We start from the raw sequence: 25823 nt of genomic DNA on the forward strand, positions 1-25823 counted from the left end.
GACCATGCGGAAACCGCTGGAAGCCGACACGCCCGCGGCCCGGGTGGCCGGGGCCTTCAACCCCGCCATCAGCCGCAGCATCCCCGCCTTCCACTGGGCCGGCTTCCAGGCCCTGCTGGAGCGGGAGCTGCTGCGGGTCAGGAAGCTGATCGGCATGGTGGTGATCGGCCCGGCGGTGATGTCGGTGATCTATTTCCTCTGCTTCGCCTTCGGCCTCGGCGGGCAGCGCGGCACGCCGGAGGGGGACGCTGTCCTGACCTTCCTGGTGCCGGGGCTGGTGATGCTGTCGGTGCTGCTGAAGGGGGCGGAGAACACCTCCTTCTCCCTGCTCTATTCCAAGATCGAGGGCATGGTCACCGACCAGTTGATGAGCCCCAATTCCGCGCGGGAAACGGTGCTGGCCTATGTGCTGGCCGGCATGCTGGCGGGGCTGGCCTCCGGCATCGCCATCTGGCTCTGCACCCTGCTGCTCTGGCCGTTGCCGGTGGAGCATCCGCTGGCGGCGCTGCTGTTCGCGTCGCTCGGCGCGCTGATGATGTCGCTGGCCGGGCTGCTGGTGGGGCAGGCGGCGGAGAAGTGGGACCATATGGCCGCCGCCTTCACCTTCCTGTTCATGCCCATCAGCTTCCTCTCCGGCGTCTTCGCCCCGATCGAGGGCATGCCGGGCTGGTTCCAGACGGTGGTTCTGTCCAACCCCGTCTATTACGCCATCGACGGCTTCCGCTACGGCATGCTGGGCACCGCCCAGACCAGCCCCTGGCTGTCCGCGGCGGTGCTGGTTCTGGTGATCGCCGGGCTTTATGCGCTGACGGCGGCGCTGTACCGGCGGGGATGGCATTTGAAGGGGTAGGGGGATGAGCCCCCGCCCCGCCGGAAGTGAAACAGCCGCTCTCCTCTCCGTCATCCCGGCGAAAGCCGGGACCCAGAGCCACAAGCACCGCCCTCGGGGTTCCTGGGTAAGCGGGGTTCTTGCGAAGGCACCCGCCCCATCCCCTCGCCCTTCGACAGGCTCAGGGTGAGGGGATGGGGCTACGACCTCAGCCAGAACCTGAACCAGAAATCTTCACCGAGCCCCACCCTCACCCTGAGCCTGTCGTTGCCGAAGGCAGACGCCGCAGGCGGCTAGGGCGAGGGCGGGGCGGTCTTACCGGGTGAGCCTGGGCGAAAAGCCCCCCTCACTCCTCCCCGCCCCCGGCCGACCACTCGGCCACCCGCGCCAGATGGGCGTAGTCGGTGTAGCGGGGGGCCCAGCCGGGGCGGGGGACGGAGGCGTAGGCGGTGTCGGGATCGTCGAACAGGCGGATCAGCTCGATCAGACCGGCCCGCGCCTCCTCCGCCAGGGCCGGCAGGTCCTCCCTGACCTCCTTGATCTCGCCGGCCGGGTCGTTGCCGGACAGCCGCCAGAAGGCGAGGTTGCCCACATCGGCCGCCGCCACCCCGTCGAAGCCGCCGGCCTTCGCGATCACCGCCTCGAGCGGCAATTGCGGGGCCATGCCGAGGCGGACCTCCTTGGGGCTGGGCGGGGTGCCGGTCTTGTAGTCCACCAGCCCGAGCCCGCCATCGCCCAGCCGGTCGATGCGGTCCGCCTTGGCGGTCAGGGTGAAGGGGCCGGCGGGGCCGGGCAGCTCCACCTTGCCCCAGACTTCGGTTGCCAGCGGATGGGTGCCGCCGCGCCGCCGCTCCTGCTCGATCCCGATGAACCATTGGGCCACCTTCTCGAAGCGCGGCCACCAGAAGGCGTAGACGCCGGGCTGCTCCAGCAGCGGGCCGAAGGCGCGGCGGCCCATGGCGAGGAGTTGGTCCAGCGCATCCGCGGGCAGCTTGTCCGGCCAGGCCCGCACGAACTCGTCCAGGGCCTGGTGCAGGATCTGCCCGCGCTCCGCCGCACCCGGATCGGCGTCGATCTCCTCCAGCGCCTGGAGGTTCAGCACCTTGCGGGCATAGATGGCGTAGGGGTCGCGCATCCAGGTTTCGATCTGGGTGACGGACAGCTTGCGCGGCCGCGCCTCCACCGGCGGCTTCGGCGCCGGGGCGGCGCAGGGCTTCACCTCCGCCGGCCAGTCCAGCCCCGCCTGGATGCCCAGCCAGCGCGCCGCCGGTGCCCGCAGCCGCCCGGCCAGCCCGGCCCGGTCCAGCACCGCGTCCAGGCGCAGCAGCCAGCGGGACGGCACGGTCGGCGTGCCCTCCACCCGCTGCGCGCGGCTCAACACCACCTCGCCGGCACCGGCGGCCATGGCGAAGTCGTGGGCGGTCTGGCCGATCTGCTGCTCCGGGCTGGGCAGGCCGAAGCGGGTGCGCATCGGCCGGCTCATCCACGGGTCGGCGGCGGGGGCCGGCGGCCAGGTGCCCTCGTTCAGCCCGGCCAGCACGACCAGATCGAACTGCTGCAGCCGCGCCTCCATCAGGCCGAAGATGTGCAGCCGCGGATGCAGGCCGAAGCGCGGGCGCACCGACAGCCCGCTCATCAGCACCTCGATCAGGGCGGCGTAGTCCGGACCTTTCAAAGCGGGGAAGCCGTGCGCCGCCTCGCGCAGCTCGTCGATGAAGCGGGCCGTGGCCTCGCCATCCTCATGCCGCCAGATACGGGCGGCCCCGGTCTCCTCCGCCGTCTGGGCCAGCGCTTCCGCCGACTGGATGTGCAGGCGCAGCCAGCCGGTCAGGGGCAGCTCCACCCCGTCCTCGATGGCCTCCAGCATCGGACCCATCCGCTCCCGCAGCCGGTCCACCAGCGCCACCAGCGCGCCGCGCAGTGCCGGCCGGTCGAAGCTGCGATCCTCCGCCAGTTCGATGGCGCTGCGGAGCGCGTCCAGACCCTCTGCCGGGCGGGGGCCGCGGAACACGGCGCGTTCCAGGTCGCGCACCCGCAGCTTGAACTCGCCGCCCTCCATCCCCGCCGCCGCCAGCGGGTGTTTCAGCAGGGAGAGCAGCGGCACAGGGGCCGGGTTGGCGGCGGCATCGGCCAGCAGGCGCAGAAAGCTGCCCACCGGCGTCTGGGCCAAGGGTCGGCCGGCGCTGTCATCCACCTCGATGCCCCAGCGGCGCATCTCCATCGCCACCCGGCGGGCCAGATTGCGGTCCGGGGTGACCAGGGCGGCGGTGCGGCCCGGCGTTTCCAGCACCTGCCGGAACATCAGCGCGATGGTTCCGGCCTCCTCCTGCGAGCTGGGGGCGTCCAGGCGGAAGAGGTTGTCCAGCACCTCCGGCCCCACGGGCGGAAGGTCGCGCCAAGCCTCCGTCGTCTCCGCCGGGCGCAGCGCCTCCGCGAGCAGGCGGGTGCGGGCGGGGCTGGAGCGGTGGTGGACATGGTCCGGCACCGGCCAGGGCCGCGCCTCCTCCCACTCCACCCCCAGCCGGGCGAGGAGCTGCTTCAGGCCATATTGCGGGTGCGCCTCGTCCAGCGCGGCCCAGGTAGCGGCGTCCGTTTCCAAGTCCAGGCCGGGCAGCACCACGCAGCCCTGCGGCAGCCGCGCCACCACGGCCAGCAAATCCGCCGCGGCGGGGATGGAGCCGGTGGAGCCGGCGGCGATCACCGGCCCCTGGGGCGGCACCGCCTCCCACGCCTTCGCCAGCGCCGCCAGCCGGGCATTGCGCTCCACCGCCGGGTCGACCAGCCCCAGCTCCCCTAGGATGCCGGGCCAGAGCTCGGTCAGGATTTCCAGGAACTTCAGCGTGATCTGCCAGTGCTCGGAATAATCCTCCGGCACCAGATCGTGCAGCCGGGCGAAATCCAGCCGCTCCGTCTGCACCTGGTCCAGCAGCTTCGCCAACTCCTTGGCCAGATTGGCGGCCTGGGCCGTGGTGGCGGCCAGGTCTGGCACCTTCTTGACGAGCTGGGTCAGCAGGAGCTGGCGGCGCAGGGGGGAGATCGCGGGCGGCACGTCCAGCCCGCCGGCGCTGCCCGCCAGCCCCTCCATGGTCAGGGAGATGTCGTCCGCATCCACCTCCCCCAGCGGGGCCAGCCGGGGCAGCAGCACCGGCCGCCCGTCCGACAGCCGCAGGAACGCCTCCCGCAGGGAGCGGACGGCGCGGGCGGTGGGCAGCAGCACGGTTGCCCGGCTCAGCGCCAGCGGCTCCTCCCCGATACGCTCCACGATTCCCGCCGCCAGCGCATCCACGAAGGGCAGGGTCGGCGGCAGGGTGAAGATGGCGGGACGGGTCATGACGGCTCCGGAAGGCGGGAGCGGGCATGATAACGGGTGCGGAGCAGGATGGGGTAGACATTGCGCGGCGCTCCCCCTCCTCTTGCGGATCGCTGCGGGCCAGGGGGAAGCGCCGGGTCCTGACCGGCCCGCCTATTCCTGGTTGGCGGCGCTGGTCACTGTCCGGGACAGGTCGGCATTCTCCAGCAGCACGCGGGCCGCCGGCGCCCTGCCATCCCTGTCCGTGCCGAAATACACGGTCTGGTGCGGGAACGGGATTTCGATCCCCAGCTCGTCGAAGCGCTTCTTCATGCGGCGATTGAACTCGCGCCCCACCATCCACTGCTTGATCGGCTTGGTCTTGAAGCGGGCCTTGATGATGACGGCGCTGTCGCGGAAGGCGTCCACGCCGATGATCTCCAGCGGCTCCAGGATCACGGCCCCGTACGCCGGATCGGCCTGAAGTTCGCTGCCGAGCTGCTTCAGCACGTCCACCACCCGGTCTGTATCCTCGCGGTAGGCGACGCCGACATCGAAGACGTAGAAGCTGAAATCCTTGGTCAGGTTGGCGACGTTGGTGACGTTGCTGAAGGGGATGGTGTGGACCGTGCCGGTCATGTCGCGCAGGCGCAGGGAGCGGATGCTGATCGCCTCCACCGACCCGCCGATCCCGCCGACATTCACCACGTCGCCCACGCTGATCGAGTCCTCGATCAGGATGAACAGGCCGGTGATGACGTCCTTGACCAGCGTCTGGGCGCCGAAGCCGATGGCCAGACCGATGACGCCGGCGCCGGCCAGCAGCGGCGCGATGTCCATCCCCACTTCCGACAGCACCGTCAACACCACCAGCGTGCTCAGCAGCACCAGGAAGGCGTTGCGCATCAGCGGCAGCAGCGTGCGCATGCGCGCACTCCGCTCCACCGTCTTGCCCTGCTTGTCGGTGGCGCTGAGATAGCGCTCGATCAGGCCGCTCACCACCTCCCAGGCGGCCAGCGCCATGACCAGGATCAGCAGGATGGAGACGAGGGAGGCGCTGACCCGCTGCCCGAAGGGGGAACCCAGCCAGCCGAAGCTGTCGACGCCCCAGGCCTGCAGGACCACCAGGGCGGCCACCACCCAGATCGCGCCCTTCAGCACCCGGTGCAGGATGGGCAGATAGCGGTTGGCCCGCTGCTCCAGCCTCGGGTGCTGCGCCTTCAGCTCCGGCGCGATGGCGAAGCCCCGCCGGATCAGCCGGTCCACGGCGGCGCCGATATAGCGCGCGGCCACCAGCGTTATCAGCGTCGTGACCGTGGCCCGGACGATGTATTCGAAGCCGCCTTCGATCCGCAACGCCCAGATGGCGTAGATCGCGACGATGTAGACGATGGCCAGGACGTGCCAGATCTCCGCCAGCCGGCGGCGGGCGGCGCGCAGAGCCCGGCTGCGGCGCTGGCCGGTTCCCTCCTCCGCTGGCGTCAGGTCCGGGGCCGTGCCGGGGCTGGCGGCGGCCGGCCCGGCGGCTTCCGTGACCGTCGCCTCCCCGGACAGCGCGGCGGCCAGAGCGATGTCATCGGCATTGTCCGTGTGGCCGTCCCGCCGTCCGCGCAACCAGTCCGCAACATGCTTGCGGTTCTGCAGCACCAGGATGACGAGCATGGCCGTGACCGCCAGCCCGACCAGCTTCAGCAGCGCGTTGAAGGCATCCCGGGGCAGGCCCAGCAGCAGGGCAGCCTGGGCCAGGAAATAGCCGTAGACGGCGGTCACGGCGATGCGGCGGGTCCAGATCACCAGATAATGGGCCGTCTCGTCGGAGACCGGCAGCAGCCGCAGGTTCGGCTGTTCGGGTGAGACCAGCGCGCGGGCGAGGACCAGCACGCCCTGCACCACTAGGCTGGCATTCAGGAAGGTGATCGCCGCCAGCCGCACCACGCGCGGCGGATCGGTGATCGAAAGGGCGCCGTATCCGGCCACCGCGAAGGCGGCCACGGGCAGCAGATCCATCACCGCGCGGAGCAGCAGCAGGAGGATGCGGGTGAACCAGCCCGACGGATCGCGGGCGCCCAGCGCCCGCCGCGGGCCGCGCAACAGCCACATGATGATCAGCCGGGCGGCATAGCCGGCCACCACCACCACCACCAGCGCCAGCATCAGGCCGGCCCAGGTTTGCCGCTGCTGCGGGTTGGAAATCTGGTTGCGCAGCCAGGTCGCGGCACGCGGCGCGTCGGCCAGGGTGCGACCGGCTGCGCTGATCTGGCCGCTGAATGCCTCCACCCGCTCCGACAGCTCCGAGAGGAGCCGGGTGCCCAGCGTCTCCTCCTCCTCCGCCTGCCCTTCCGCCTGTGCGGCGAGAAGCGTGCGGAGCTGGCCGAGCAGGACCTTGCGCCGCCCCTCATCCTCGATGGTCGCGATCAGCTCCTCCAGCTCCGCAGCGCTCGGTTCGGCCGCCGTGGCGGCAGGCGCCGGCGCCGCGCTCTGCGCCCAGGCGGGCAACGCTGGAACCAGCAGCAGGAGGAGAAGCGGAAAGAGGAGGAGCATCGCGCGGAGTGCGCGGGTCGTCGAAGACATCCGGTGCTCTGCAACATCGTTCGGGAAAGGCGCAGAGTAGCCGGGGGCCTCTCTCCTGCCAACCCGCCTACCCCTTTTGAATTTCACCGCCGGCGCCGGCATGTCCGGGCATAGCTGCATGACGCCCCCTCGCGAAACCCGGCACCCGCCGCTATGTTAGGCCCCAAGCGCTCATTTCATCAGGCGAACAGACCCATGTCCCAGGACGATACGACCGGCCAGATCAGGCAGAAGCTGGTGGACACCAAGGAGAAGCTGGCGAAGGCGGGCCACCTCCTGACCGGCGGCGGCGGCAAGGACCGCCTTCCGCCCGGCCAGCGGGAAGTGAAGAACTGGCCCGTGCTCGACCTCGGCATCCAGCCGGAGATTCCGCTGGAGAGCTGGGAGCTGACGGTGGACGGGCTGGTGGAGAATCCGGTGACCTGGAACTGGGCGCAGTTCCAGGCCCAGCCGCAGCAGCAGTTCCTGACCGATATCCACTGCGTCACCGCCTGGTCGCGCTACGACAACCACTGGGACGGCGTCTCGGCCCGGCACCTGCTGTCCGTGGTGAAGCCCAAGCCCGACGCCCGGCACATCGTTTTCCACAGCCATGACGGCTACACCACCAACGTGAAGCTGGAGGTGTTCAACGATGAGGACGTGCTGCTGGCCCATAGCTGGGAAGGCAAGCCGATCACGACCGAGCATGGCGGGCCGGTGCGCGTGATCATCCCCAAATACTATTTCTGGAAATCCGCCAAGTGGGTGAAGCGCATCGAGTTCGTGGCCGAGGACCAGCCCGGCTTCTGGGAGGAGCGCGGCTACCACAATGAGGGCGACCCCTGGACGGAGCAGCGCTACTCCTGACGCCTGTGGGGACGCGCCCGGCTCAATCGGCCGGGCGCAGGGCGACGGTGCGGTTGAAGAAGGTCAGCGCGCCCATCAGCATCACCGTCACCCCCAGCATCTCCAGGAACTCCTCCAGCGCGACCTGGAGGGGCGGGCTTCCGAACAGCCCGTAATAGCCCATCACCTCCACCCCCACGGCGCCCGCGACCAGAAGGGCGAAGCCGCCGCCCATCAGCAGCGCCGTCTGGCGGTGGTGGACCAGCATGGTCATCAGGTTGCGCCAGGTGAATGCCGCCAGCGCCGCCCCGATCAGGGCGTAGAGGAATATCCAGCTGCCGTGCGTATCGTTGAAGCGCGGCACCCAGGCCTGATCGCGGCCGATGGCGGTGATCCGCTCATGGATCATCGCGGCTTCATCCATCGACAGGAAGACGAATCCCAAGCCGACGATCTGGCAGAACAGCGGCGTGGGCCAGTTCTTCCGCTCGCTGAAGGGGCTGGCGGCCAGCATCAGCAGCCCCACCGCCAGAAGCTGGGATGCGGCGAACCAGGAGGCCACGGTCAGCTCCGCATCCAGGTCGAACCAGCGGGACAAGGTCCAGGACCCCGTGACCGTCATCAGCCAGTACATGCCGATCAGGAAAACCTCGAACCCCAGCAGCAGGGTGAAGACTTGCCCCAGGCGCGCCGGGACGGTGGATTCGACCAGCCCTGCCTTGGCATATGTCATGAAGCCTTGTCCTCCTGTCCATGCACCGGGATGACAGATGGACGAACCATTTGTTTCAGGTTCTTGACCTCGTTTCCCTTGCCCGGACGCCGAGCCCGCATTGCCGAGTTCCTGCACGTCGCGGAATTCGCAGCGGAATCATCGGCATGTCGCCGCGGCATCACGGCGATACATCGGGAGGGGTATGATCCTTTGCGCGCACGCACCAACTCCATGGCATAGTGCGCCCATACAACCGGACCGGTCCGCCATGCCCGACATCCATACGCCCGCCGCCATCCATGCCAAGCCCCCCGGCCGCGCGGCCATTGCCATGCGGATCGCGGCCAGGGTGGATGCCCATGACGGCTCGGTGGACAGTTTGCGCACGCCCGTGCTGGCGGAGCTGAAATCGTGCCTGGAGGAAGGGCGGGCAGCGCTGCGGACCCAGTTCGAGGCGCAGCACCGGGGCGAGACGACGGTGCGCGCCCTGTCCCGCCTGATGGACAGCCTGATCCAGGCGCTGGCCGACTTCACCATGCAGACGGTCTATCCCACGGCGGAGCCCACCAGCGCCGAGCGCTTCGCCGTCGCCGCAACCGGCGGCTACGGGCGGGGCGAGCTGGCGCCCCTGTCGGACGTGGATCTGCTGTTCCTGCTGCCATACAAGCGCACGCCCCGGGTGGAGCAGATGGTGGAGTACATGCTCTACATGCTCTGGGACCTGGGGCTGAAGGTCGGGCATGCCGTCCGTTCCGTGGATGAGTGCCTGCGCCAGAGCACGGACATGACCATCCGCACCGGCCTGCTGGAGACCCGTTTCCTGTGGGGCGAGGAGAAGCTGTTCGACGAGCTGCGCGCCCGCTTCCAGAAGGAGATCGTGGCCAGCAGCGCCCCCGCCTTCATCGAGGCCAAGCTGAACGAGCGCAACGAGCGCCACCGCAAGCTGGGCGACAGCCGCTATGTGCTGGAGCCGAACCTGAAGGAGGGCAAGGGCGGGCTCCGCGACCTGCAGACGCTGTTCTGGATCGCCAAATACGTCTATCAGGTCGATGAGGTCGAGGAGCTGGTCGCCAGGGGCGTCCTGCTGGAGGAGGAGGCGCAGCGCTTCGCCAAGGCGCAGAACTTCCTGTGGACGGCGCGCTGCCAGCTCCACTACCTGACCGGCCGGGCGGAGGACAGGCTGACCTTCGACGTGCAGCCGGAAATCGCCCGCTGCCTTGGCTACACCAACCACGCCGGCACCTCGGACGTGGAGCGGTTCATGAAGCACTACTTCCTGACTGCCAAGGATGTGGGCGACCTGACCCGCATCTTCTGCGCCAACCTGGAGCAGGAGAGCAGGCGCCCGCCCCGCTTCACCCGCCTGTTCCGTGCCTTCACCCGCGGGGAGGTGGACGGGTTCGCGCTGGATGCCGGGCGTCTCAACGTGCGTTCCGACCGGCATTTCCGCGACCATCCGCTGGACCTGATCCGGCTTTTCCGCGTGGCCCAGGTCCATGATCTGGACATCCACCCCAACGCCCTGCGCGCCATCACCCGCGCGCTGTCCGTGATCGGTCCGAAGCTGCGGGAGGACAGGGAAGCGAACCGGCTTTTCCTGGAGATCCTGACCAGCCGCAAGGACCCGGAGCTGACGCTCCGCCGGATGAACGAGGCCGGCGTGCTGGGCCGCTTCGTGCCGGATTTCGGCCGTACCGTCGGCATGATGCAGTTCGACATGTACCACCACTTCACGGTGGACGAGCACACGCTGTACGCCGTGGGCATCATGCACCGGATCGAGGCCGGGCAGCTGAACGACGAGACGCCCCTGTCGGCGGAGGTGATCCATGAGATCGCGTCCCGCCGCGCCCTGTACGTGGCCGTGCTCTGCCACGACATCGCCAAGGGCCGCGGCGGCGACCATTCCATCCTGGGCGCCAAGGTGGCCCGCAAGCTCTGCCCCCGTCTCGGCATGACGGAGGAGGAGACGGAGACGGTGGCCTGGCTGGTGCGCTGGCACCTGCTGATGAGCCATGTGGCCTTCAAGCGCGACCTGGACGACGACCAGACCATCCGCCAGTTCGTGGAGATCGTGCAGAGCCCGGAGCGGCTGAAGCTGCTGCTCTGCCTAACCGTGGCCGATATCCGGGCTGTCGGCCCCGGCCGCTGGAACGGCTGGAAGGCTACGCTGCTGCGCCAGCTCTACAGCCGGGCCGTGGAGATCATGTCCGGCAGCATCGGCGACGAGGGGCGGGAGCGGCGCGTGGCCGCCGCTCAGTCCACCCTGCGGGAGGAACTGGCGGATTGGCCGGCAGCGGATGTGGAGGCGCATCTGGCGCTCGGCTATCCCAACTACTGGCTCAGCTCCGATACCGCCACGCTGGGTCGGCAGGCGCGGCTGATCCGGGAGGCGGAGCGGGCCAAGGCGCCGCTGACCTTGGACACCCGGATCGACCGCGGACGGGCGGTGACGGAGGTGACCGTCTATACGGCCGACCATCCCGGACTGTTCTCCCGCCTTGCCGGCGCGCTGGCATTGGCCGGGGCGGACATCGTGGATGCCCGCATCTTCACCATGACCAACGGCATGGCGCTGGACGTCTTCACCGTCCAGGCCTCCACCGGCGGCATGTTCGACAGCCCGGACAAGCTGGCCCGTCTATCCGTCATTGTGGACAAGGCGCTGGCCGGGGAAGTGCGGCTGGCCGAAGAGCTGGCCAAGCGGCGCGCGGCCCTGAGTTCCCGCCACCGCGCCTTCAAGGTCGCTCCCCGCGTGCTCGTGGACAACAAGGTTTCCTCCGGCCATTCAGTGGTGGAGGTGAACGGTCGCGACCGTTCCGGCCTGCTCTATGACCTGACCCGCGCGCTGACCGGGCTCAACCTCCAGATCGCCTCTGCCAAAATCTCCACTTATGGGGAGGCGGCGGTGGACGTCTTCTACGTCAAGGACGTGTTCGGCCTGAAGATCACCCATGAAGCGAAGCTGAAGCAGGTTCGCGAAGCCCTGCTGGCCGCCCTGGCCGACCCCGATCCCGAGCCGAGGAAGGCAGGACGGAAGAGAGCGGCTTAAGCCCTGCTTATAGTTTAAGTTGATTTCCACTCGACGGCGGAAACCTGAGCTAGCACTGTGAGGATGTGTCAACTCAGGTGTATCTCCACCGATGATAATGGAAAGATGTTTGCGGTTGCTGGCCACCGCCAGCTTCGTGCTGCTTCTATCGGCCTGTGGAACGCCACGGCCGAAAGATGCCGTCCTGGCGTTTGCCGCTGCCGCAGATGCAGCGCCGGGTCTGGTCGCCTCAAGCAGCGATGCAAGCCATACGGCTTCGGCATCATCCAACATGCTGCAAAGGGCCATGGCCGGGGATGCTATCTCCATCGTCTGCGGGCAAAGCGGGACCAGGCCCAAAGACGGGGCCTGTACCTTGGTGCCGGAGGAAAGCGGGCCCGCAACCGCCACCCCGTCCAGCCAGGATGCCGAAGTCGCTCTGCAAACCTATGCCGAAGCGCTGGTTGCATATGGATCGGCATTGAAAATGATCGCGGAGGCCGATACGGGCGAAAAGCTCGACAAGGCTTCCGAAGAGCTTGCCAAGTCCGTGACGAACCTCGCGGGCGCGAGCAAAGCGCCGATCGACTCCGTCAAGGCCGAATTGGGCGTGGCCGCCCGGATTGTCGGCTTCGTCACCGGCAGACTCGTCGAGCATCGGCAGCAGGCAATCCTGCGCAAAGCGGTCACGCGGGTCGGTGAGCACGGTCTTCTCAAACAGGCAATCGATCGGATAACCCCTCCCTTGGATCAGGCGCATGATGGCGCGGTCCATGACCGCTGGACCAGAATCCAAAGCATGCGCAGTCTTCTCGCCAGCATCAGCCCTAGCCAGATCACTTCCGTGGGACTGGCCGCGGAAGAAAAAGGGGATGCAGCGGCAGGCAGCGTGACTGCCGCGGTCCAGGCCGCCCGGGTCGCCATCATGTTGGCAATCGAGGATGATCTGGATGCGTTGAACGCCCTGCTCATGGCTGATCCCAGGCCAGCCCTCGCAAAGATCACCGAAACCCACGATGCACTGGAAACAGCCCTCAGGAAATCGGAGCCGGCCCCGGCACGTATTCCGCATCAACAGACGAACACAGACGATGCCGTCGCGGCGTCCGAAGCTGAGCACGGGAGTGTCGGACCATGAGCGACCTGAACGCCCTCTCCGCCATTGAACAGGTGCGCGCGGAAATACGTGCGAAGCTGGAAACGCTTCGTGATCATCGGGATGAGATCGCGGGACTGCCGAAGAACGTAAAGCAGCAAGTCGCATTCATGCAGCTTCAGCATGAAATCATCCGGCTTCAGAACCTGGATGCGCAGCTCTGGACGGATGAAATCCTTGCCCGCGCCGAGGCGGAGAACTGGGCAGAGGCGATCAGCGAACTCCACGGCTTGGCCGACGATCTGAAGAAGGAGCAGAACAAGCTCGACCGGATGGTCGCGATCACGGACAAGGTGAAGAAGGTCGTCGACATCATCGAGAAGATCGTCAAAGCCCTGCTGTAGGGTCGGCCCGATGGAAGGTGCGGCGGCCCCTTAAAGGTCGCCTTCCCGCCGCCGCGATTTTCCGGTAAGCCGCTGCCCGTCCCCTTCCGCTGCACCGGCCTGCCCCTCCCATGAGCTTTGCGCGCGCCATCGCCACTGTCGGCGGTCTGACCATGCTGTCCCGCGTCGCGGGGTTCGTGCGGGACATGCTGACGGCCTGGGTGCTGGGGGCGGGCACGGCGGCCGACATCTTCTTCGTGGCCCAGCGCATCCCGAACTGGTTCCGCGCCATGTTCGCGGAGGGCGCCTTCACCGTCAGCTTCGTGCCCATGTATTCCGCCCGGCTGGAGAAGGACGGGCGGAAGGCCGCCGATGCCTTCGCCGACCAGGCGCTGAGCATGATGGTCACGGTTCTGCTGCCGCTCACCGTCGTCATGATGGTGGCCATGCCGGGTATCATGCTGCTGGTCGCCAGCGGCTATGCCGAGGAGCCGGGGGTGTTCGCCCAGCTTGTCAGGCTGGGCCAGATCACCTTTCCCTATCTGATCCTGATCTCCGTCGTGGCGCTTCAGACCGGCGTGCTGAACGCGCTGGGGCGGTTCGGGCCGGGCGCGGCAGCGCCCATCATGCTGAATCTGTGCATGATCGCCGCCATCGGCGTGTCCTGGGCCTATGGGGTGGAACCGAATACGGCGCTGGCCTGGGGCTTCACCGTGTCGGGGGTGGCGCAGCTTCTCTGGCTGTCGGTGAGCTGCTGGCGAGCCGGGGTGACCCTGCGCATCACGGTTCCGCGGCTGAGCCCGGAGGTGCGGCAACTCTTCCGCCAGATGGCGCCGGGCGCCCTGGCCGCCAGCGTCATCCAGATCAACCTGCTGGTCGGCACCCACATCGCCTCCCTGCTGCCGGCGGGCTCCGTCTCCTACCTCTACTATGCCGACCGGCTGAACCAGTTGCCGCTGGGCGTCATCGGCATCGCCATCGGCACGGCGCTGCTGCCCACCTTGTCCCGCCATGTGCAGGCCGGCCGGCAGGATCAGGTCCGTCATTATCTGAGCCGGGGCATGGAGTTCGGGCTGATGCTGGCCCTGCCGGCGGCCGTGGCGCTGGCCGTGATCCCGGAGCCGATCCTTACCACCCTGTTCCAGCGCGGAAATTTCGGCCCCGCCGAGACGGCGGCCACGGCCATGGCGCTGCAGGCCTATGCCATCGGCATCCCCGCCTATGTGGCCAGCAAGGTCTTCAACGCCGCCTTCTTCAGCCGCCAGGACACCCGCACCCCGGTCAAGGCCGCCATCATCACCCTGCTGATCAATACCGCCCTGGCGCTGCTGCTCAGCCAGTATCTGGGCCATGTCGGCATCGCCCTGGCCAGCGGGTTGGCCGCCTTCCTGAATATCGGGCTGCTGGGGCTGGCCCTGCACCGCAAGGGCATCCTGAAGCTGGACGCCCAGGTGAAACGGCGCATTCCCCGCATCATCCTGGCCGCCGCCGGCATGGGGCTGGTGCTGGCGGGGCTGGAGATGCTGCTGCACGACCTGTTCACCGCCGCGGCCTATATCCGCATTCCGGCGCTGGCCGGCCTGATCGCGGTGGGCGGGGCGGCCTATGGTGCCCTGGTGCTGCTTCTGGGCGCGGGATCGCTGGCCGACGCCAAGGCGCTGCTGCGCCGCCGCTAGGACCGGAAGGGGTGGCGCACCCCTAATGACCAGGGAGCAGAAAGCCCTTCACCGTTGCAGGCGGGTTACAGGGTGGGCGAAAGTTCCGGGCCTTCCGGAACCAGCGGTGACCCATGAACACGGACCTCAATTCCCTGCATGACCGTGCCCGGTCCACGGCCCTCAGCGACGCGGCCCAGGCCCTGCGCGAGAACGGCCAGATTCAGCAGAGGCGCGGCGATACGGTCATGGAGGATGGCAGTCCGAACGGCGATAGCTCCGCAACCGAGCGTGCCGGCGATGGCCAGCCCCGCAAGGAGACGAAGCCGGCCGGCGGTCCCCAGCGCCAGCGCCGCGCGCGCAACCGCCGCAGCAGCAATGGCGACCCGGCGGGGGCGGCGGCGGAAGAGGCCGTGGCCCTGCTTGCCGACGCGACTCAGGAGTTGGCCGCGGCCCGGCGCGAAATCGACCGGCTGCGCGGCGAGCTGGATGCCGCCAACGCCCGCCTGCTGGAGGAAACCCAGGAAGCGGCCCTGATGCGCCGCCAGCGCGATGGCTTGCAGCACCGCACCGACTATCTGGAAGAAAAGCTGGAACTGGTCACCCGCGCCCTGAACCGCGCCCGCGCTCCCTGGTGGAAGCGGCGGTAAGCGGCTGGGCGGCACACTGCACCTGAGGTGGTGGGCTTGCTTCCGAGGATGCATCCGCTAACCTCCTCGGATGAGGCGGATCGTTCTGGATACCAGTGTTCTGATCGCGGGACTTCGCAGTTCGCTGGGGGCAAGCTTCCTGGTGCTCAGGGCCATTGGCGACAGGCGTCTTCGGCTTCTGGCGACGCCTCCGCTATTCCTCGAATATGAGGATGTGCTGAAGCGGCCCAACCAGTTGGCAGCCCACCACCTGTCACCGGATACTGTCGACGCGGTACTCACGGAATTGGCTGCCCTGATCGAACCGGTCGAATTGAATTTCCGCTGGCGTCCTCAGCTCCGCGATCCCAATGATGAGATGGTTCTCGAGGCGGCGATCAATGGCGGGGCCGATGCCTTGGTCACGTTCAATATCAAGGATTTCAGTCCCGGGGCGGAGCGGTTTGGAATCGGGTTGCGGACTCCCCGGCAATTGCTGAAGGAACTCGGCTCATGAGCAGCTATCCCCTGAACCTTCCGAATTCCCTGAAGCGGGCAGCGGAACGCCTTGCCGAGCAGGACGGCGTTTCCCTGGACCAGTGGATCGCAACGGCAGTGGCGGAGAAAGTCGGGGCAGTGGAAGCGGCCGATTTCTTCCAGCGGCGGGCACAGGGCTCCAGCGGCTCGGGCTTGAACACGCTGCTGGACAAGGTCGCGGCGAACCCGCCCATGCCAGGGGATGAGCTGGACCGCTGACCAACCGTCCCTGCCCCGCTTGACCGGCCTGCGGGAACAGCGCCATAAACGCGGCGGTCTGACACCATTCCGCCAGCAGAGGCCGTGATGAACCGCATTTTCTCGGGCATGCAGCCCACCCGCCAGCTCCACCTCGGCAATTATCTGGGGGCGCTGAAGAACTGGGTGGCCTTGCAGAACGAGTATGAGTGCATCTTCTGCGTGGTCGACCTGCACGCCCTGACCATCGAGCACAAGCCCGAGGTGCTGCGCGAGAACATCCGCGAGGTCACCGCGGCCTATGTGGCGGCCGGCATCGATCCCGAGAAGAACATCCTGTTCAACCAGTCCACCGTGACCGGCCATGCGGAGCTGAACTGGATCCTGGCCTGCCATACGCCGTTGGGCTGGCTGAACCGCATGACCCAGTTCAAGGAGAAGGCGGGCAAGCACCGGGAGAACGCGGTGCTGGGCCTTTACAGCTATCCCACGCTGATGGCTGCCGACATCCTGCTGTACAAGGCCACCCATGTGCCGGTCGGCGAGGACCAGAAGCAGCACCTGGAGCTGGCCCGCGACATCGCCGGCGCCTTCAACCGGTATTACGGGGTGGAGTTCTTCCCCCAGCCGGAACCGCAGATCATGGGCGAGGCCACCCGCATCATGAGCCTGCGCGACGGCACCAAGAAGATGTCCAAGTCGGATGAGAGCGATTACAGCCGCATCAACCTGACCGACGACGCCGACACCATTGCCCTGAAGGTCCGCAAGGCCAAGACCGATCCGGAGCCGCTGCCGGAGACGGTGGAGGATCTGGAGAAGCGGCCGGAGGCCGACAATCTGGTCACCATCTACGCGGCCCTGACCGACAGCAGCCGGGCGCAGGTGCTGGCCCAGCATGCCGGTTCCCAGTTCTCCGCCTTCAAGGGGGCGCTGGTGGATGTGGCGGTGTCGAAGCTGTCCCCGATCTCGGCGGAGATGAACCGGCTGCTGTCCGACAAGGCGGAGATCGACCGCATCCTGAAGAAGGGTTCCGACCGCGCCAACGAGATCGCCGCGAAGAACATGGATGCCATCAAGGACATCGTCGGGCTGCTGCGGCCGTGATGCGCATCCTGCTGACCGGCTTCGAACCCTTCCTGACCCACGCCGCCAATCCCACCGCCCTGCTGGCCGAGCGGCTGGACGGGGCGGAGGTGGCGGGAGCGCGCATCCACGGGGTGAAGCTGCCCGTGGCCTTCGACCGGGCGGCCGACGCCTTCGTGGAGGCGTTCCAGGCCGTGCGGCCGGACGCCGTGCTGCTGTTCGGGCTGGCCTATTCCTATGACGAGGTCCGGCTGGAACGGCTGGCCCTGAACCTGGACGATGCCGCCAGTCCGGACAGTGAGGGCGCCGTGCGCCGGAACCGGCCCATCGTGGCGGACGGACCGATGGGCTACTGGTCCAGCCTGCCGGTGGACCTGATCCTGGACCGGCTGAACTCGGCCGGACTGACGGCAAAGCCGTCGCGGGATGCCGGCGGCTATGTCTGCAATCACCTGTTCTTCCGGGTGCGGCACTGGCTGGAGACGCAGGGGCTGGATATCCCCGCCGGCTTCATCCATGTGCCCCCCACCCCCGACCTGCTGACCCCGGCCGACCGCGGCCGCCGCACCGGCTGGCCGCTGGAAGGGATCGAGCAGGCGGCCCGGCTGGTGGTCGAGACCGTCGTGGACAGCGCCAGGAGCGCATGAAAAAGGCCGGAGGCAAATGCCCCCGGCCTTTCCACATCCGCCAATCAGGCCTGGATCAGGCGGTGCCCTGCGGGGCGTCGTTGGCTGTCGGCTGGGCCTGGGGCCCGAGCGTCTGGCGGCGGTAGACGTCCACAAAGTCGATGGGCTGGAGCATCAGCGGCGGGAAGCCGCCCTGCTGCACCACCGTGGCCAGGATCTGACGGGCGAACGGGAACAGCAGGCGCGGCCCCTCGATCAGCAGCAGGGCCTTGGCCTGCTCCGGCGGCAGCGGCGGGATGGAGAGGACGCCGGCATAGACCACCTCGGCGATGAAGGCGGTGCGCTCGCTCTGGGTCGCCTCGGCGCGCAGGGTCAGCGCCACCTCGGCCACATTCTCACCCAGGCCGCGGGCCTGCACGTCCACCGCCATCTCGATCTTCGGCGGCTGCTGTCCGCCGCCGACCAGGCTCTGGGGGGCGTTCGGGTTCTCGAAGGACAGGTCCTTCAGGTACTGGGCATTGACGACGACCGACACGGCGCGCGGGCCGGCCTGCTGCCCCTGGTCCTGGCCGCCGGCGGGGAGGTCGTTGCTGTTGGTCTCGTCGCTCATGTCCTCGAACTCCTTCAATGCCCCGGATGGCCGGCCGGCCCGACGATCGGCACCGCTGGAACCGGCCCAAATGGCCGGGCGGGACTAGCACGGATAGCCCCTTGCCGCAACCGCCGCCGAGCTTTCCCTACCGGGTCCGTACTCGCGCGCGCCCCACGCATGCGAGAGCACGGCTTGACAGACGGGGGTTGGAGGGCTTGTCTATCGCGGCGTGGTGATTTGGGCGACCGGATTGCAGGCCACGATAAACAAGCTGCTAAAAGGTTGAAGCCGATCCAGCCGCGCACCGCGCAGCGATGGGCCTCGATCCTGACGGTCGGCCCGTTTCACCAGTGGATACGGCGATGACGACCAAGCTCCCCCAGCCCGATACCCTTCCCGAGGATTGCCGGCCGCGCACCCTGATGGTGCATGGCGGAACCCGCCGCAGCGGGTTCGAGGAAACGTCGGAGGCGATGTTCCTCACCTCCGGCTTCGTCTATGACAGCGCGGAGGAGGCGGAGAACGCCTTCGCGAACGAGGGATCGCGCTTCGTCTACAGCCGCTTCCGCAATCCCACCGTGGCCATGTTCGAGGACAGGCTGGCCGCCTATGAGGGGTATGAGCGCTGCTTCGGCACGGCCAGCGGCATGGCCGCCGTGTTCGCCGCGGTGATGGGCCAGTTGAAGGCCGGCGACCGGATCGTCGCCAGCCGCGCCCTGTTCGGCTCCTGCCTCTACATCGTCAAGGAGATCGCGCCCCGTTTCGGTATCGAAACGGTGCTGGTGGACGGGACCGACAACGCCCAGTGGGCCGAGGCGCTGTCCAGGCCGGCCGACATGGTCTTTCTGGAAAGCCCCAGCAATCCCTGCCTGGACGTGGTGGATCTGAAGACGGTGGTGAAGCTGGCCAAGGCGGCCGGGGCCAAGGTGGTCGTGGACAATGTGTTCGCCACCCCGGTGCTGCAGCGCCTGAAGCCGCTGGGGGTGGACGTTACCGTCTATTCCGCCACCAAGCATATCGACGGCCAGGGCCGCTGCCTGGGCGGGGCCATCCTGTGCGATGCGGAGATCGCGGCCAAGCTGGGCCTGTTCCTGCGCCACACCGGCCCGTCCATGAGCCCGTTCAACGCCTGGGTGCTGCTGAAGGGGCTGGAGACGTTGGAGCTGCGCGTGAAGTCCCAGTGCGACAGCGCGCTTGCCGTCGCCACCGCGCTGGAGGAGAGCGCGTCGGCCGCCCGCGTGCGCTATCCGGGGCTGAAGAGCCATCCGCAGCATGATCTCGCCATCCGCCAGATGGCGGCCGGCGGCACGCTGATCTGCTTCGACGTGGTGCCCCGCGACGGCGAAACGGAGAAGCAGGCGGCCTACCGCGTCATGAATGCCCTGCGGGTGGTGAAGATTTCCAACAATCTGGGCGACAGCAAGAGCCTGATCACCCATCCCGCCACCACCACCCACCAGCGCCTGACGGACGAGGAGCGGGCCACCCTGGGCATCCTGCCCGGCACCGTGCGCCTGTCCGTAGGCCTGGAAGATCCCGCCGACCTGATCACCGACCTGACCCGCGCGCTGTCGGCGTCCTGATCCCTGGCCCGGCACTCTCCCCGTTTCACGCAGGCGGGGAGAGCGCCGGGATGGGCGCTGCCAATCCGCCGCACCCACCATTGCCCGCGCGACGCCGTAGCGGAACTCTGCCAGGATGCTTATGTTGCAGTGCAGCATAATTTGGCGGAGCAGGATATGGGACGGAACAGCAGGACGGCGGCAGACCCCAAGAAGGCTGTGCGGATGGCGCAGGTCGGGGTGGAGCTGGCCGAGACGTCCATGGTCTTTGCCGAAATGGCGACGGCCGCACAGCAGACGATCACCTACCGGTTGGTGCGCATGGCCGGGATCATGGCCGACCCGAAGACGATGCACGATCCCGAATTCCGCCGCATGGGCCAGGAAAAGCTGGTCGCCGCCTCCCAGGCCGTGTTCGCCCTGGGCGAGGGCTGGCGCGAGGTACTGGATGGGGTCTGGAGTTGGGCCGGCATCCAGGCCACGGCGTGGGAGCAGTTGGCCATGACCGTGGCGACGGCCCGCGATCCAGGCGCATTGATCGAGGCGCAGAGCCGGTTCCTCGACCGTTCCCTCACCGCGGCGGAAGAGGCCAGCGCCCATATGGCGGTCGGTGTCAGCCGGTTGGCCGGCCTGGGCCTGGCCCCCATCCACAAGGCCACCCGCGCCAACGCCCGCCGGCTGAGCCGTGAAGCGCGCTTACCGGCGCTGCTGGGGTGACCGCGGGTTCTTGTGCCCTGCTGTCGGGGCCGGCGGCATTCTGGAAGGTGAAGGCGTCGGGGTCCGCGACATCTAGAAAGATGAAAAGGATGGGAAAGATGGAATTGATGGACCGGGCGCGCCGCAGGCGGTGATCAAGACCGGTCAGGGCTGATCCGTAGCCGAATGGACCGACTTCTTCATCCTGTTCATCTTTCCAGATGTCACCGGCCTGGCCATTCGACCCTGTCCGCGCGGGCCGGTTGGTTATCAGGCAAGGATGAATAGGATGGATAGGATGGCGCGCTGGACAGGCGGAGCCAGTCCTGTATCACCAGCCCGCACCGGCGGATGAGGTGTTCTCCCTCATCCTATCCATCCCATTCATCCTTTCCCATATCCCTAATCAAGCCTCTCCACGGGGAGGACGGCGCCCAATGGCGCGGAAGAGCGAAGGCTGTCGGCCACGCTGCGCGTGACCGACCTACGGCTCCGCGGTGTACGAGCCCGGGCGGCGGGGCCGCAACGGACCAATGTTTGGAGTAGGTCGGTCACGCGCAGCGTGGCCGACAGGACTGTCCGCGCTTCGGCGTCGGGGTCCGAGACATCATGAATGATGAAAAGGATGAAGAGGATGAAAATGATGAACCGAGAGCGCCGCAGGCAGTGATGAAGACCGGGCAGAAGCTGAGGCGACAGCCGAATGGCCCTGCACCATCATTTTCATCCTCTTCATCATTTTCATCTTTCTAGATGTCACCGGCCCGACCATTCGATCCTGCCCGCGCCAGCTCCGGCAGACAATCGGTTATCAGGCAAGGATGAATAGGATGAAGGAGAGCACCTCATCCGCTGGTGCGGGCTGGTGATACAGGACTGGCTCCGCCGGTCCAGCGCGCCATCCCATCCATCCTATTCATCCTTGCCAATACCCTAAATCAGGCCTCTCCACAGGAAGGACGGCGTCGAATGGCCCGGAACACAGGCGAAGGCTTTCGGCCACGCTGCGCGTGACCGACCTACGGGCCTGTGGACCTGGACGGTGGGGCATCAGGTGATGGCGTCGAGCTGGGCGTCGGTGAGCGTACCGGGGACGACCGTGACCGGGATGCGCAAGGTGCCGCTCATCTGCCCGACGATGTGGCTGATCAGGGGGCCGGGGCCGCCGCGGCCAGCGCCGGCGGCCAGCACCAGGATGGAGATCCCAGGCTCCTCCTCGATCAGCTTCAGCAGCTCGTCGCGCCGCGTTCCCTCGCGGATATAGAGGCAGGGCAGGAAGCCGGAGATATCCACAACCTCCTTAGCAAGGCGCTGGAGCAGATGCTCCGCCTCCTCCCGCGCCTCCTGCTTCATCAGGGCTTCCACGGCGCCCCACTGCTGAAGCTCCCCCATCTCCATCACATGCAGCAATGCCACCCGCCCGCCGGAATTGCGGGCGCGCAGGGCGGCGTAGTGCAGCGCGACGGTCATTTCCTCGCTCTCGTCCACAACGACCAGGAAAATGCGCTGATGAATTTCGGTGGCGATGGGTTGGGTCATGACGTCTCTCCCCGATCAGGGATCAGGACTTGCGGAACACGACGCCGGCCAGCCAGCCGGCGGCCACGGCCAGCAGGATGCCGACGATGGCATAGAGCACGGGCAGACGTTGCGCGAACTCGAACACATTGGCGGAGAAGCCGATCTTGGAAACGGAGAGCGGGATGGTCTGGGCGCTGACCACCTCCCCCTCCCGGATCAGGAACACGGTCGTGGTGTAGATGCCGGTGGGCACGTTGGCCGGAATGTGGATGCGGACATCGAACAGGCGCTGGCCCAGGAAGGTGATCTCCTGCGCTTCCGTGCTGTAGAGGCTCAGCTTCTGCTTGTTGCGGATCAGGGCCGCGCGGAACCGGGCCACATCCTCGGCGGAGGCCTCGTCCTCCGGCACCAGCCGCACATGGTCCAGCCCGATCTCATGCCGCTGCAGCACCGCCGGGCTCACATCCTCCGTAAGGTCGCCGCTGGTAGCCACGGCATAGAAGCCGGGCACCCGGTCGAAGGTCATGCTCTCGGTGTTCATCCAGATGCCGGCCACCCGGTCCTTCTGGCGCACGACCACCTCCCCCTCCGGCCCCTGGACCACGATGGCGACCTCTCCCGGCCCGTCGGTAGTGCCGTAGATCAGCAGGTCCGTGCCGGTGAAGCCGGTGGTGATGGCGATCAGATGGTCGGACAGGTTCGCGACCAGCGCCTGCGCCAGCACCGGCCGCGGCCAGAACGCCGCAAGCGCCAGCAGGAGGAGCAGCGCCGACGCCATGGTCCGGGTACGGGAGGCGGAGCGCGCCGGGAAGGTGCCGTCGGTCATGCCTCGACGCCTCACATGGCCGGCAATGTGATGGTGTAGAGATCCTCCGGCCGGACGATCAGGTCCACGGCCAGCTTCACCGCGACCGCCAACACCATCAGCGCCAGCAGGGCGCGGGCCTGTTCGCCCCGCAGGCGGGTGCCGGCGCGGGTGCCGAACTGGGCGCCGACCACCCCGCCCACCAGCAGCAGCAGCGCCAGCACGATATCCACCGTCTGGTTCAGGCTGGCCTGCATGAAGGCGGCGATGCCGGTGGTGAAGATGATCTGGAATAGGCTGGTGCCCGCCACCAGGGCGGTCGGCATGCCCAGCAGGTAGATCATGGCCGGCACCAGCAGGAATCCGCCACCGATGCCCATGATTGCCACAAGGATGCCGCCGATGAAGCCGATCCCCGCCGGCAGCAGCGCCGAGATGTAGAGGCGGGAGCGCGGAAAGCGCATCTTCAGCGGCAGGCCATGCAGCCAGTTGTGACGGTGGAGCTTGGATCGGCTGGCGGCGGGATTGCGCCCGCGCAGGATGGCCCGCACGCTTTCCCACAGCATCAGCGAGCTGATGGTGCCCAGGAAGAACACGTAGGACAGGCTGATCACGAGATCGATATGGCCAAGGCTCTGGAGCAGGCCGAACAGCCAGACGCCCAGCACGGTGCCGATCACGCCCCCGGTCAGCATGATGGAGCCGAGGCGCACATCCACGTTGCGCCGCCGCCAGTGGGCCAGCACGCCGGAGACGCTGGCGCCGACGAGCTGGTTGGCCTGGGTGCCCACGGCCACGGCCGGCGGGATTCCGATGAAGATCAGCAGCGGCGTCATCAGGAAGCCGCCGCCGACGCCGAACAGGCCGGACAGGAATCCGACCAGCCCGCCCAGCCCGAGGATCAGCAAGGCGTTGACCGAGAGTTCGGCGATGGGGAGATAGACCTGCATGGAAAGGCCGCGGCGGGACGGGATCGGGACTCTAGCCGCCCCGCTTCGAAGGCGAAAGAAAAATTCCCGGAATGGTCAGGCTGCCGCAGGGCGCGGCATCAGTCCAGCACCTCTTCCAGAAAGCCCAATGTTTCCTTCCAGCTTTCCAGATCGGCGGCAGGATCGTAGCCGAGCGCGTCGGTAGCGGGCGTGCCCCAGACGGTGAAGGCGTGCTTGGCGCCGCCATAGAGTTCCATCCGGTAGTTCACGCCGGCGGCGTCCATGGCGGTGGTGAGTTCCGCCACCTGACCCATGGGCGCGTAGGGATCGTTCGTGCCGTGCAGGATCAGGACGGGGGCGGCAACGCCCTGCCAGCTCTGGTCGGGCGGGGTGTCCAGCGTGCCGTGGAAGGCGACGAAGCCGGCCAGCTTGTCGCCGGTCCGCGCCCATTCCAGGACGGCAGCGCCCCCGAAGCAGTAGCCCATGGCCACGGCCGGCGCCTTGGATACGCCGGGCTGCTGCCGCCCCACCTCCAGCCCCTTGCCGAGACGCCGGCGCATGGCGACGCGGTCCTTGTAGAGTTCGCCGGAGCGGGCCTTCTTGTCCTCTTCCCGGTCGGGGCGCACGCCCTGGCCGTAGAGATCGACGGCGAAAGCGGCATATCCCAGCTCCGCCAGCATGCGGGCGCGCTGCTTCTCATAGTCGCCGAGCCCGTCCCAGTCATGAATGATGATGACCAGCGGCCGTTCTCCCGGAAAGCCGGCATTGCGGGCAAAGAAGCCCTGAAAGGGCTGCCCCTCGATCTCGTAGGTCACGTCGTTGCTGACGATCTGGGCCAGCGCCTGCCCCGCAAAACCACCCGCGGCCAGCATCGCCGCCGCCGCAGTGCCCGCCACTTTCGCCGCGATCCCGGCCATCATCCCACCTGTCCTGTTCGGTTCATCCCTTGTGGAACGCTCCGCCGGGGACATGATGTTCCGCCGGCGTCATCCGGTTCAGCCACAAAGCCAGAAGCCCGACCCCGGCCCCGATATAGGCGAAGCCGGCCGGCACCCACATGACCAAGCCGGCCAACTGCTGATCGGTCAACGGGCTGATGCCCCAGGCCGTGGGGCGGATGCCATAGGCATAGAGCGGTTCCGGGGCGAAGGCGATGAGGCAGCCCAGCAGCCCGCTATGCATCAATGTGAACAGCAGCGCGCCCGCGGCGGCGGGGGCCGCCATCCGGTCGCGCGCCCGCACGGCCCGCAGCACCATGGCCCAGAACAGCAGCCCGGTCAGGAAGAAGCTGGCATGCTCGGCCCGGTGCACCCACTCATCCGCCAGGGCAGCGTCGAAGGCTACTGGCGCGTGCCACGCCCACACAGCCGCCCCGTGCAGCAGGCTGGCGGTCGTCGGACCCAGCAAGGGCTCGATCCATCGCCGCAGCTTGCGGGCGGCGATGGCCATGGTCCGGCGCAGGCGGATCGGCAATGCAACCAGCACCGGCCCGGCCGGCCGGCCGAGCAGCAGCAGCGGCGGGGCGAAGACGGTCAGCACCATATGCTGGGCCATGTGGGCGCTGAACAGCGTCTCCCCCATCGCATCCAGCGGCCAGACGAGCCCCAGCGCCAGCAGCGCCATCCCGGCGGCGAAGGCTACGGCACGGCTGTCGCGGAACCTGGGCTCCCGCGCCATTCCACGGCCGTAGAGCCACCAGCCCAGCGCCATCGGAACCAGCACCAGCGGGTCCAGCGTCCAGGCGTGCCAGACCTCGTTCGGCCCGATCCAGCCGGCTCCCGCATGGCCCAGCGCCGCCGTGGGCAGCAGGGCGAGGCCGAGCCCCAGGGTGTACCCTATCCGCATGCCGGCACCCAGAGGGCCGGCATGCCGACCATGAAGGTGGACAGGGCCGACAGCCCGCAGAGCAGCAGCGCCGCATAGGCCAAGAAGCGTTGCCGCGCCGGGACCGACCGGTCGATGTCCTTTTCCTGCACAAGGTGGGCGGCGTCGCGCACCGGCTGGTACCGCTTCCAGGCGATCCAGGCCAGCCAGCCGATCAGCGCCAGCGCCAGAACCGTCAGCAGGGAAACCACCACCGCCACCATGGGCAGGCCCAGCCACCGTGTCCCCCCGGCGCCCTTGGCGCAGGCGATGGCGTTGAAGACATAGACCAGCACGAAATGGGCGCCCCAGACGATCGGCCCCATCACGATGGTCATCGGGTTGTCGCGGGCGAGAAGGTTCGGCATCGCTTCTTCGCTCC

At 67.8% G+C, this 25823-nt stretch carries 24 protein-coding genes and 1 riboswitch; of the genes, 14 read left to right on the plus strand and 10 right to left on the minus strand.

The features are described from left to right. Window positions 1-4: 4 nt before the first annotated feature. Window positions 5-850, plus strand: a complete 846-nt coding sequence (locus DOL89_RS14280; RefSeq protein WP_119679748.1) for an ABC transporter permease — start codon at window positions 5-7, stop codon at window positions 848-850. 325 nt (window positions 851-1175) lie between these two features. Here the strand turns inward: DOL89_RS14280 and addB are convergent, their stop codons facing one another. Then, window positions 1176-4160 (minus strand): double-strand break repair protein AddB, encoded by a 2985-nt coding sequence (gene addB, locus DOL89_RS14285; protein ID WP_119679749.1) that lies wholly within the window; start codon window positions 4158-4160, stop codon window positions 1176-1178. Window positions 4161-4292: 132 nt separating this feature from the next. Then, window positions 4293-6689 (minus strand): mechanosensitive ion channel domain-containing protein, encoded by a 2397-nt coding sequence (locus tag DOL89_RS14290; protein WP_225889810.1) that lies wholly within the window; start codon window positions 6687-6689, stop codon window positions 4293-4295. 195 nt (window positions 6690-6884) lie between these two features. On the opposite strand from DOL89_RS14290, the gene DOL89_RS14295 reads away from it, so the two are divergent. Next, window positions 6885-7538: a sulfite oxidase-like oxidoreductase gene (locus DOL89_RS14295; protein WP_119679751.1), complete on the plus strand. Its 654-nt coding sequence runs from the start codon at window positions 6885-6887 to the stop codon at window positions 7536-7538. Between the two features lie 22 nt (window positions 7539-7560). Here DOL89_RS14295 and DOL89_RS14300 read toward each other — a convergent pair whose 3' ends face one another. Further along, complete coding sequence (locus DOL89_RS14300) at window positions 7561-8250, minus strand: hypothetical protein (protein ID WP_119679752.1); 690 nt, start codon at window positions 8248-8250, stop codon at window positions 7561-7563. Between the two features lie 250 nt (window positions 8251-8500). Between DOL89_RS14300 and DOL89_RS14305 the strand changes: the two genes are divergently transcribed. The 9 genes from DOL89_RS14305 to DOL89_RS14345 all read left to right on the plus strand — a co-directional run bounded on the left by DOL89_RS14305 (window position 8501) and on the right by DOL89_RS14345 (window position 17494). Further along, window positions 8501-11284, plus strand: a complete 2784-nt coding sequence (locus DOL89_RS14305; protein WP_119679753.1) for a [protein-PII] uridylyltransferase — start codon at window positions 8501-8503, stop codon at window positions 11282-11284. A 115-nt stretch (window positions 11285-11399) separates the two neighbouring features. After that, complete coding sequence (locus tag DOL89_RS14310; RefSeq protein ID WP_119679754.1) at window positions 11400-12401, plus strand: hypothetical protein; 1002 nt, start codon at window positions 11400-11402, stop codon at window positions 12399-12401. After that, window positions 12398-12763 (plus strand): hypothetical protein, encoded by a 366-nt coding sequence (locus tag DOL89_RS14315; protein WP_119679755.1) that lies wholly within the window; start codon window positions 12398-12400, stop codon window positions 12761-12763. Before DOL89_RS14310 ends, DOL89_RS14315 begins: the two co-directional genes overlap by 4 nt. Before the next feature lie 110 nt (window positions 12764-12873). Next, complete coding sequence (gene murJ, locus DOL89_RS14320; RefSeq protein ID WP_119679756.1) at window positions 12874-14418, plus strand: murein biosynthesis integral membrane protein MurJ; 1545 nt, start codon at window positions 12874-12876, stop codon at window positions 14416-14418. 113 nt (window positions 14419-14531) lie between these two features. Then, window positions 14532-15047 (plus strand): hypothetical protein, encoded by a 516-nt coding sequence (locus DOL89_RS14325; protein ID WP_119679757.1) that lies wholly within the window; start codon window positions 14532-14534, stop codon window positions 15045-15047. Between the two features lie 70 nt (window positions 15048-15117). Next, the gene (locus tag DOL89_RS14330; protein ID WP_119679758.1) at window positions 15118-15543 is read left to right on the plus strand and encodes a putative toxin-antitoxin system toxin component, PIN family; all 426 of its coding nucleotides are present in this window, start codon (window positions 15118-15120) and stop codon (window positions 15541-15543) included. After that, the gene (locus tag DOL89_RS14335) at window positions 15540-15782 is read left to right on the plus strand and encodes a pilus assembly protein HicB (protein WP_119679759.1); all 243 of its coding nucleotides are present in this window, start codon (window positions 15540-15542) and stop codon (window positions 15780-15782) included. Before DOL89_RS14330 ends, DOL89_RS14335 begins: the two co-directional genes overlap by 4 nt. Window positions 15783-15869: 87 nt before the next feature. Continuing rightward, a complete protein-coding gene (trpS, locus tag DOL89_RS14340) occupies window positions 15870-16868 on the plus strand; it encodes a tryptophan--tRNA ligase (protein WP_119679760.1) in 999 nt (332 codons plus the stop codon). Beyond that, window positions 16868-17494, plus strand: coding sequence for a pyroglutamyl-peptidase I family protein (locus tag DOL89_RS14345; protein WP_119679761.1), 627 nt, complete (start codon window positions 16868-16870; stop codon window positions 17492-17494). The genes trpS and DOL89_RS14345 overlap by 1 nt, the downstream gene beginning before the upstream one ends. A gap of 55 nt (window positions 17495-17549) precedes the next feature. On the opposite strand, the gene secB is transcribed toward DOL89_RS14345, so the two are convergent. Beyond that, window positions 17550-18083 carry a protein-export chaperone SecB gene (secB, locus tag DOL89_RS14350; protein WP_119679762.1) on the minus strand — a complete coding sequence of 178 codons (534 nt, stop codon included), beginning with the start codon at window positions 18081-18083 and terminating at the stop codon, window positions 17550-17552. 201 nt (window positions 18084-18284) lie between these two features. Next, window positions 18285-18363: riboswitch (SAM riboswitch) on the plus strand. A gap of 64 nt (window positions 18364-18427) precedes the next feature. Here secB and metZ point away from each other — a divergent pair. The 3 genes from metZ (at window position 18428) to DOL89_RS24950 (ending at window position 21076) form a co-directional block, all read left to right on the plus strand. After that, the gene (gene metZ / locus DOL89_RS14355; protein WP_119679763.1) at window positions 18428-19648 is read left to right on the plus strand and encodes an O-succinylhomoserine sulfhydrylase; all 1221 of its coding nucleotides are present in this window, start codon (window positions 18428-18430) and stop codon (window positions 19646-19648) included. Window positions 19649-19804: 156 nt separating this feature from the next. Further along, complete coding sequence (locus DOL89_RS14360) at window positions 19805-20344, plus strand: hypothetical protein (protein ID WP_162937528.1); 540 nt, start codon at window positions 19805-19807, stop codon at window positions 20342-20344. 588 nt (window positions 20345-20932) lie between these two features. After that, window positions 20933-21076, plus strand: coding sequence for a hypothetical protein (locus DOL89_RS24950; RefSeq protein WP_162937529.1), 144 nt, complete (start codon window positions 20933-20935; stop codon window positions 21074-21076). 297 nt (window positions 21077-21373) lie between these two features. Here DOL89_RS24950 and DOL89_RS14365 read toward each other — a convergent pair whose 3' ends face one another. The 6 genes from DOL89_RS14365 to DOL89_RS14390 form a co-directional block, all read right to left on the minus strand. Next, window positions 21374-21862 carry a universal stress protein gene (locus tag DOL89_RS14365; RefSeq protein ID WP_119679765.1) on the minus strand — a complete coding sequence of 163 codons (489 nt, stop codon included), beginning with the start codon at window positions 21860-21862 and terminating at the stop codon, window positions 21374-21376. 22 nt (window positions 21863-21884) lie between these two features. Beyond that, entirely contained in the window at window positions 21885-22670 is a 786-nt protein-coding gene (locus DOL89_RS14370; RefSeq protein WP_119679766.1) for a TIGR02186 family protein, read from the minus strand. 11 nt (window positions 22671-22681) lie between these two features. Beyond that, complete coding sequence (locus DOL89_RS14375) at window positions 22682-23599, minus strand: sulfite exporter TauE/SafE family protein (RefSeq protein WP_119679767.1); 918 nt, start codon at window positions 23597-23599, stop codon at window positions 22682-22684. A gap of 98 nt (window positions 23600-23697) precedes the next feature. Next, on the minus strand, window positions 23698-24498 hold the full coding sequence (locus DOL89_RS14380) for a dienelactone hydrolase family protein (RefSeq protein ID WP_119679768.1): 801 nt from the start codon (window positions 24496-24498) through the stop codon (window positions 23698-23700). A 19-nt stretch (window positions 24499-24517) separates the two neighbouring features. Next, window positions 24518-25423 carry a cytochrome c oxidase assembly protein gene (locus DOL89_RS14385; protein WP_119679769.1) on the minus strand — a complete coding sequence of 302 codons (906 nt, stop codon included), beginning with the start codon at window positions 25421-25423 and terminating at the stop codon, window positions 24518-24520. Beyond that, on the minus strand, window positions 25414-25809 hold the full coding sequence (locus DOL89_RS14390) for a hypothetical protein (RefSeq protein ID WP_119679770.1): 396 nt from the start codon (window positions 25807-25809) through the stop codon (window positions 25414-25416). Before DOL89_RS14390 ends, DOL89_RS14385 begins: the two co-directional genes overlap by 10 nt. Between the last annotated feature and the right edge of the window lie 14 nt (window positions 25810-25823).

Source organism: Indioceanicola profundi (assembly GCF_003568845.1).
GTDB classification, from domain to species: domain Bacteria; phylum Pseudomonadota; class Alphaproteobacteria; order Azospirillales; family Azospirillaceae; genus Indioceanicola; species Indioceanicola profundi.

What these genes read in the sequence shown, in the direction of transcription:
- DOL89_RS14280 (WP_119679748.1), top strand. Translation starts at nt 5, where the DNA reads ATGCGGAAACCGCTGGAAGCCGACACGCCCGCGGCCCGGGTGGCCGGG.
- addB (WP_119679749.1), bottom strand. Translation starts at nt 4,160, where the DNA reads ATGACCCGTCCCGCCATCTTCACCCTGCCGCCGACCCTGCCCTTCGTG.
- DOL89_RS14290 (WP_225889810.1), bottom strand. Translation starts at nt 6,689, where the DNA reads ATGTCTTCGACGACCCGCGCACTCCGCGCGATGCTCCTCCTCTTTCCG.
- DOL89_RS14295 (WP_119679751.1), top strand. Translation starts at nt 6,885, where the DNA reads ATGTCCCAGGACGATACGACCGGCCAGATCAGGCAGAAGCTGGTGGAC.
- DOL89_RS14300 (WP_119679752.1), bottom strand. Translation starts at nt 8,250, where the DNA reads ATGACATATGCCAAGGCAGGGCTGGTCGAATCCACCGTCCCGGCGCGC.
- DOL89_RS14305 (WP_119679753.1), top strand. Translation starts at nt 8,501, where the DNA reads ATGCCCGACATCCATACGCCCGCCGCCATCCATGCCAAGCCCCCCGGC.
- DOL89_RS14315 (WP_119679755.1), top strand. Translation starts at nt 12,398, where the DNA reads ATGAGCGACCTGAACGCCCTCTCCGCCATTGAACAGGTGCGCGCGGAA.
- murJ (WP_119679756.1), top strand. Translation starts at nt 12,874, where the DNA reads ATGAGCTTTGCGCGCGCCATCGCCACTGTCGGCGGTCTGACCATGCTG.
- DOL89_RS14325 (WP_119679757.1), top strand. Translation starts at nt 14,532, where the DNA reads ATGAACACGGACCTCAATTCCCTGCATGACCGTGCCCGGTCCACGGCC.
- DOL89_RS14330 (WP_119679758.1), top strand. Translation starts at nt 15,118, where the DNA reads ATGAGGCGGATCGTTCTGGATACCAGTGTTCTGATCGCGGGACTTCGC.
- DOL89_RS14335 (WP_119679759.1), top strand. Translation starts at nt 15,540, where the DNA reads ATGAGCAGCTATCCCCTGAACCTTCCGAATTCCCTGAAGCGGGCAGCG.
- trpS (WP_119679760.1), top strand. Translation starts at nt 15,870, where the DNA reads ATGAACCGCATTTTCTCGGGCATGCAGCCCACCCGCCAGCTCCACCTC.
- DOL89_RS14345 (WP_119679761.1), top strand. Translation starts at nt 16,868, where the DNA reads ATGCGCATCCTGCTGACCGGCTTCGAACCCTTCCTGACCCACGCCGCC.
- secB (WP_119679762.1), bottom strand. Translation starts at nt 18,083, where the DNA reads ATGAGCGACGAGACCAACAGCAACGACCTCCCCGCCGGCGGCCAGGAC.
- metZ (WP_119679763.1), top strand. Translation starts at nt 18,428, where the DNA reads ATGACGACCAAGCTCCCCCAGCCCGATACCCTTCCCGAGGATTGCCGG.
- DOL89_RS14360 (WP_162937528.1), top strand. Translation starts at nt 19,805, where the DNA reads ATGGGACGGAACAGCAGGACGGCGGCAGACCCCAAGAAGGCTGTGCGG.
- DOL89_RS24950 (WP_162937529.1), top strand. Translation starts at nt 20,933, where the DNA reads ATGAATGATGAAAAGGATGAAGAGGATGAAAATGATGAACCGAGAGCG.
- DOL89_RS14365 (WP_119679765.1), bottom strand. Translation starts at nt 21,862, where the DNA reads ATGACCCAACCCATCGCCACCGAAATTCATCAGCGCATTTTCCTGGTC.
- DOL89_RS14370 (WP_119679766.1), bottom strand. Translation starts at nt 22,670, where the DNA reads ATGACCGACGGCACCTTCCCGGCGCGCTCCGCCTCCCGTACCCGGACC.
- DOL89_RS14375 (WP_119679767.1), bottom strand. Translation starts at nt 23,599, where the DNA reads ATGCAGGTCTATCTCCCCATCGCCGAACTCTCGGTCAACGCCTTGCTG.
- DOL89_RS14380 (WP_119679768.1), bottom strand. Translation starts at nt 24,498, where the DNA reads ATGATGGCCGGGATCGCGGCGAAAGTGGCGGGCACTGCGGCGGCGGCG.
- DOL89_RS14385 (WP_119679769.1), bottom strand. Translation starts at nt 25,423, where the DNA reads ATGCGGATAGGGTACACCCTGGGGCTCGGCCTCGCCCTGCTGCCCACG.
- DOL89_RS14390 (WP_119679770.1), bottom strand. Translation starts at nt 25,809, where the DNA reads ATGCCGAACCTTCTCGCCCGCGACAACCCGATGACCATCGTGATGGGG.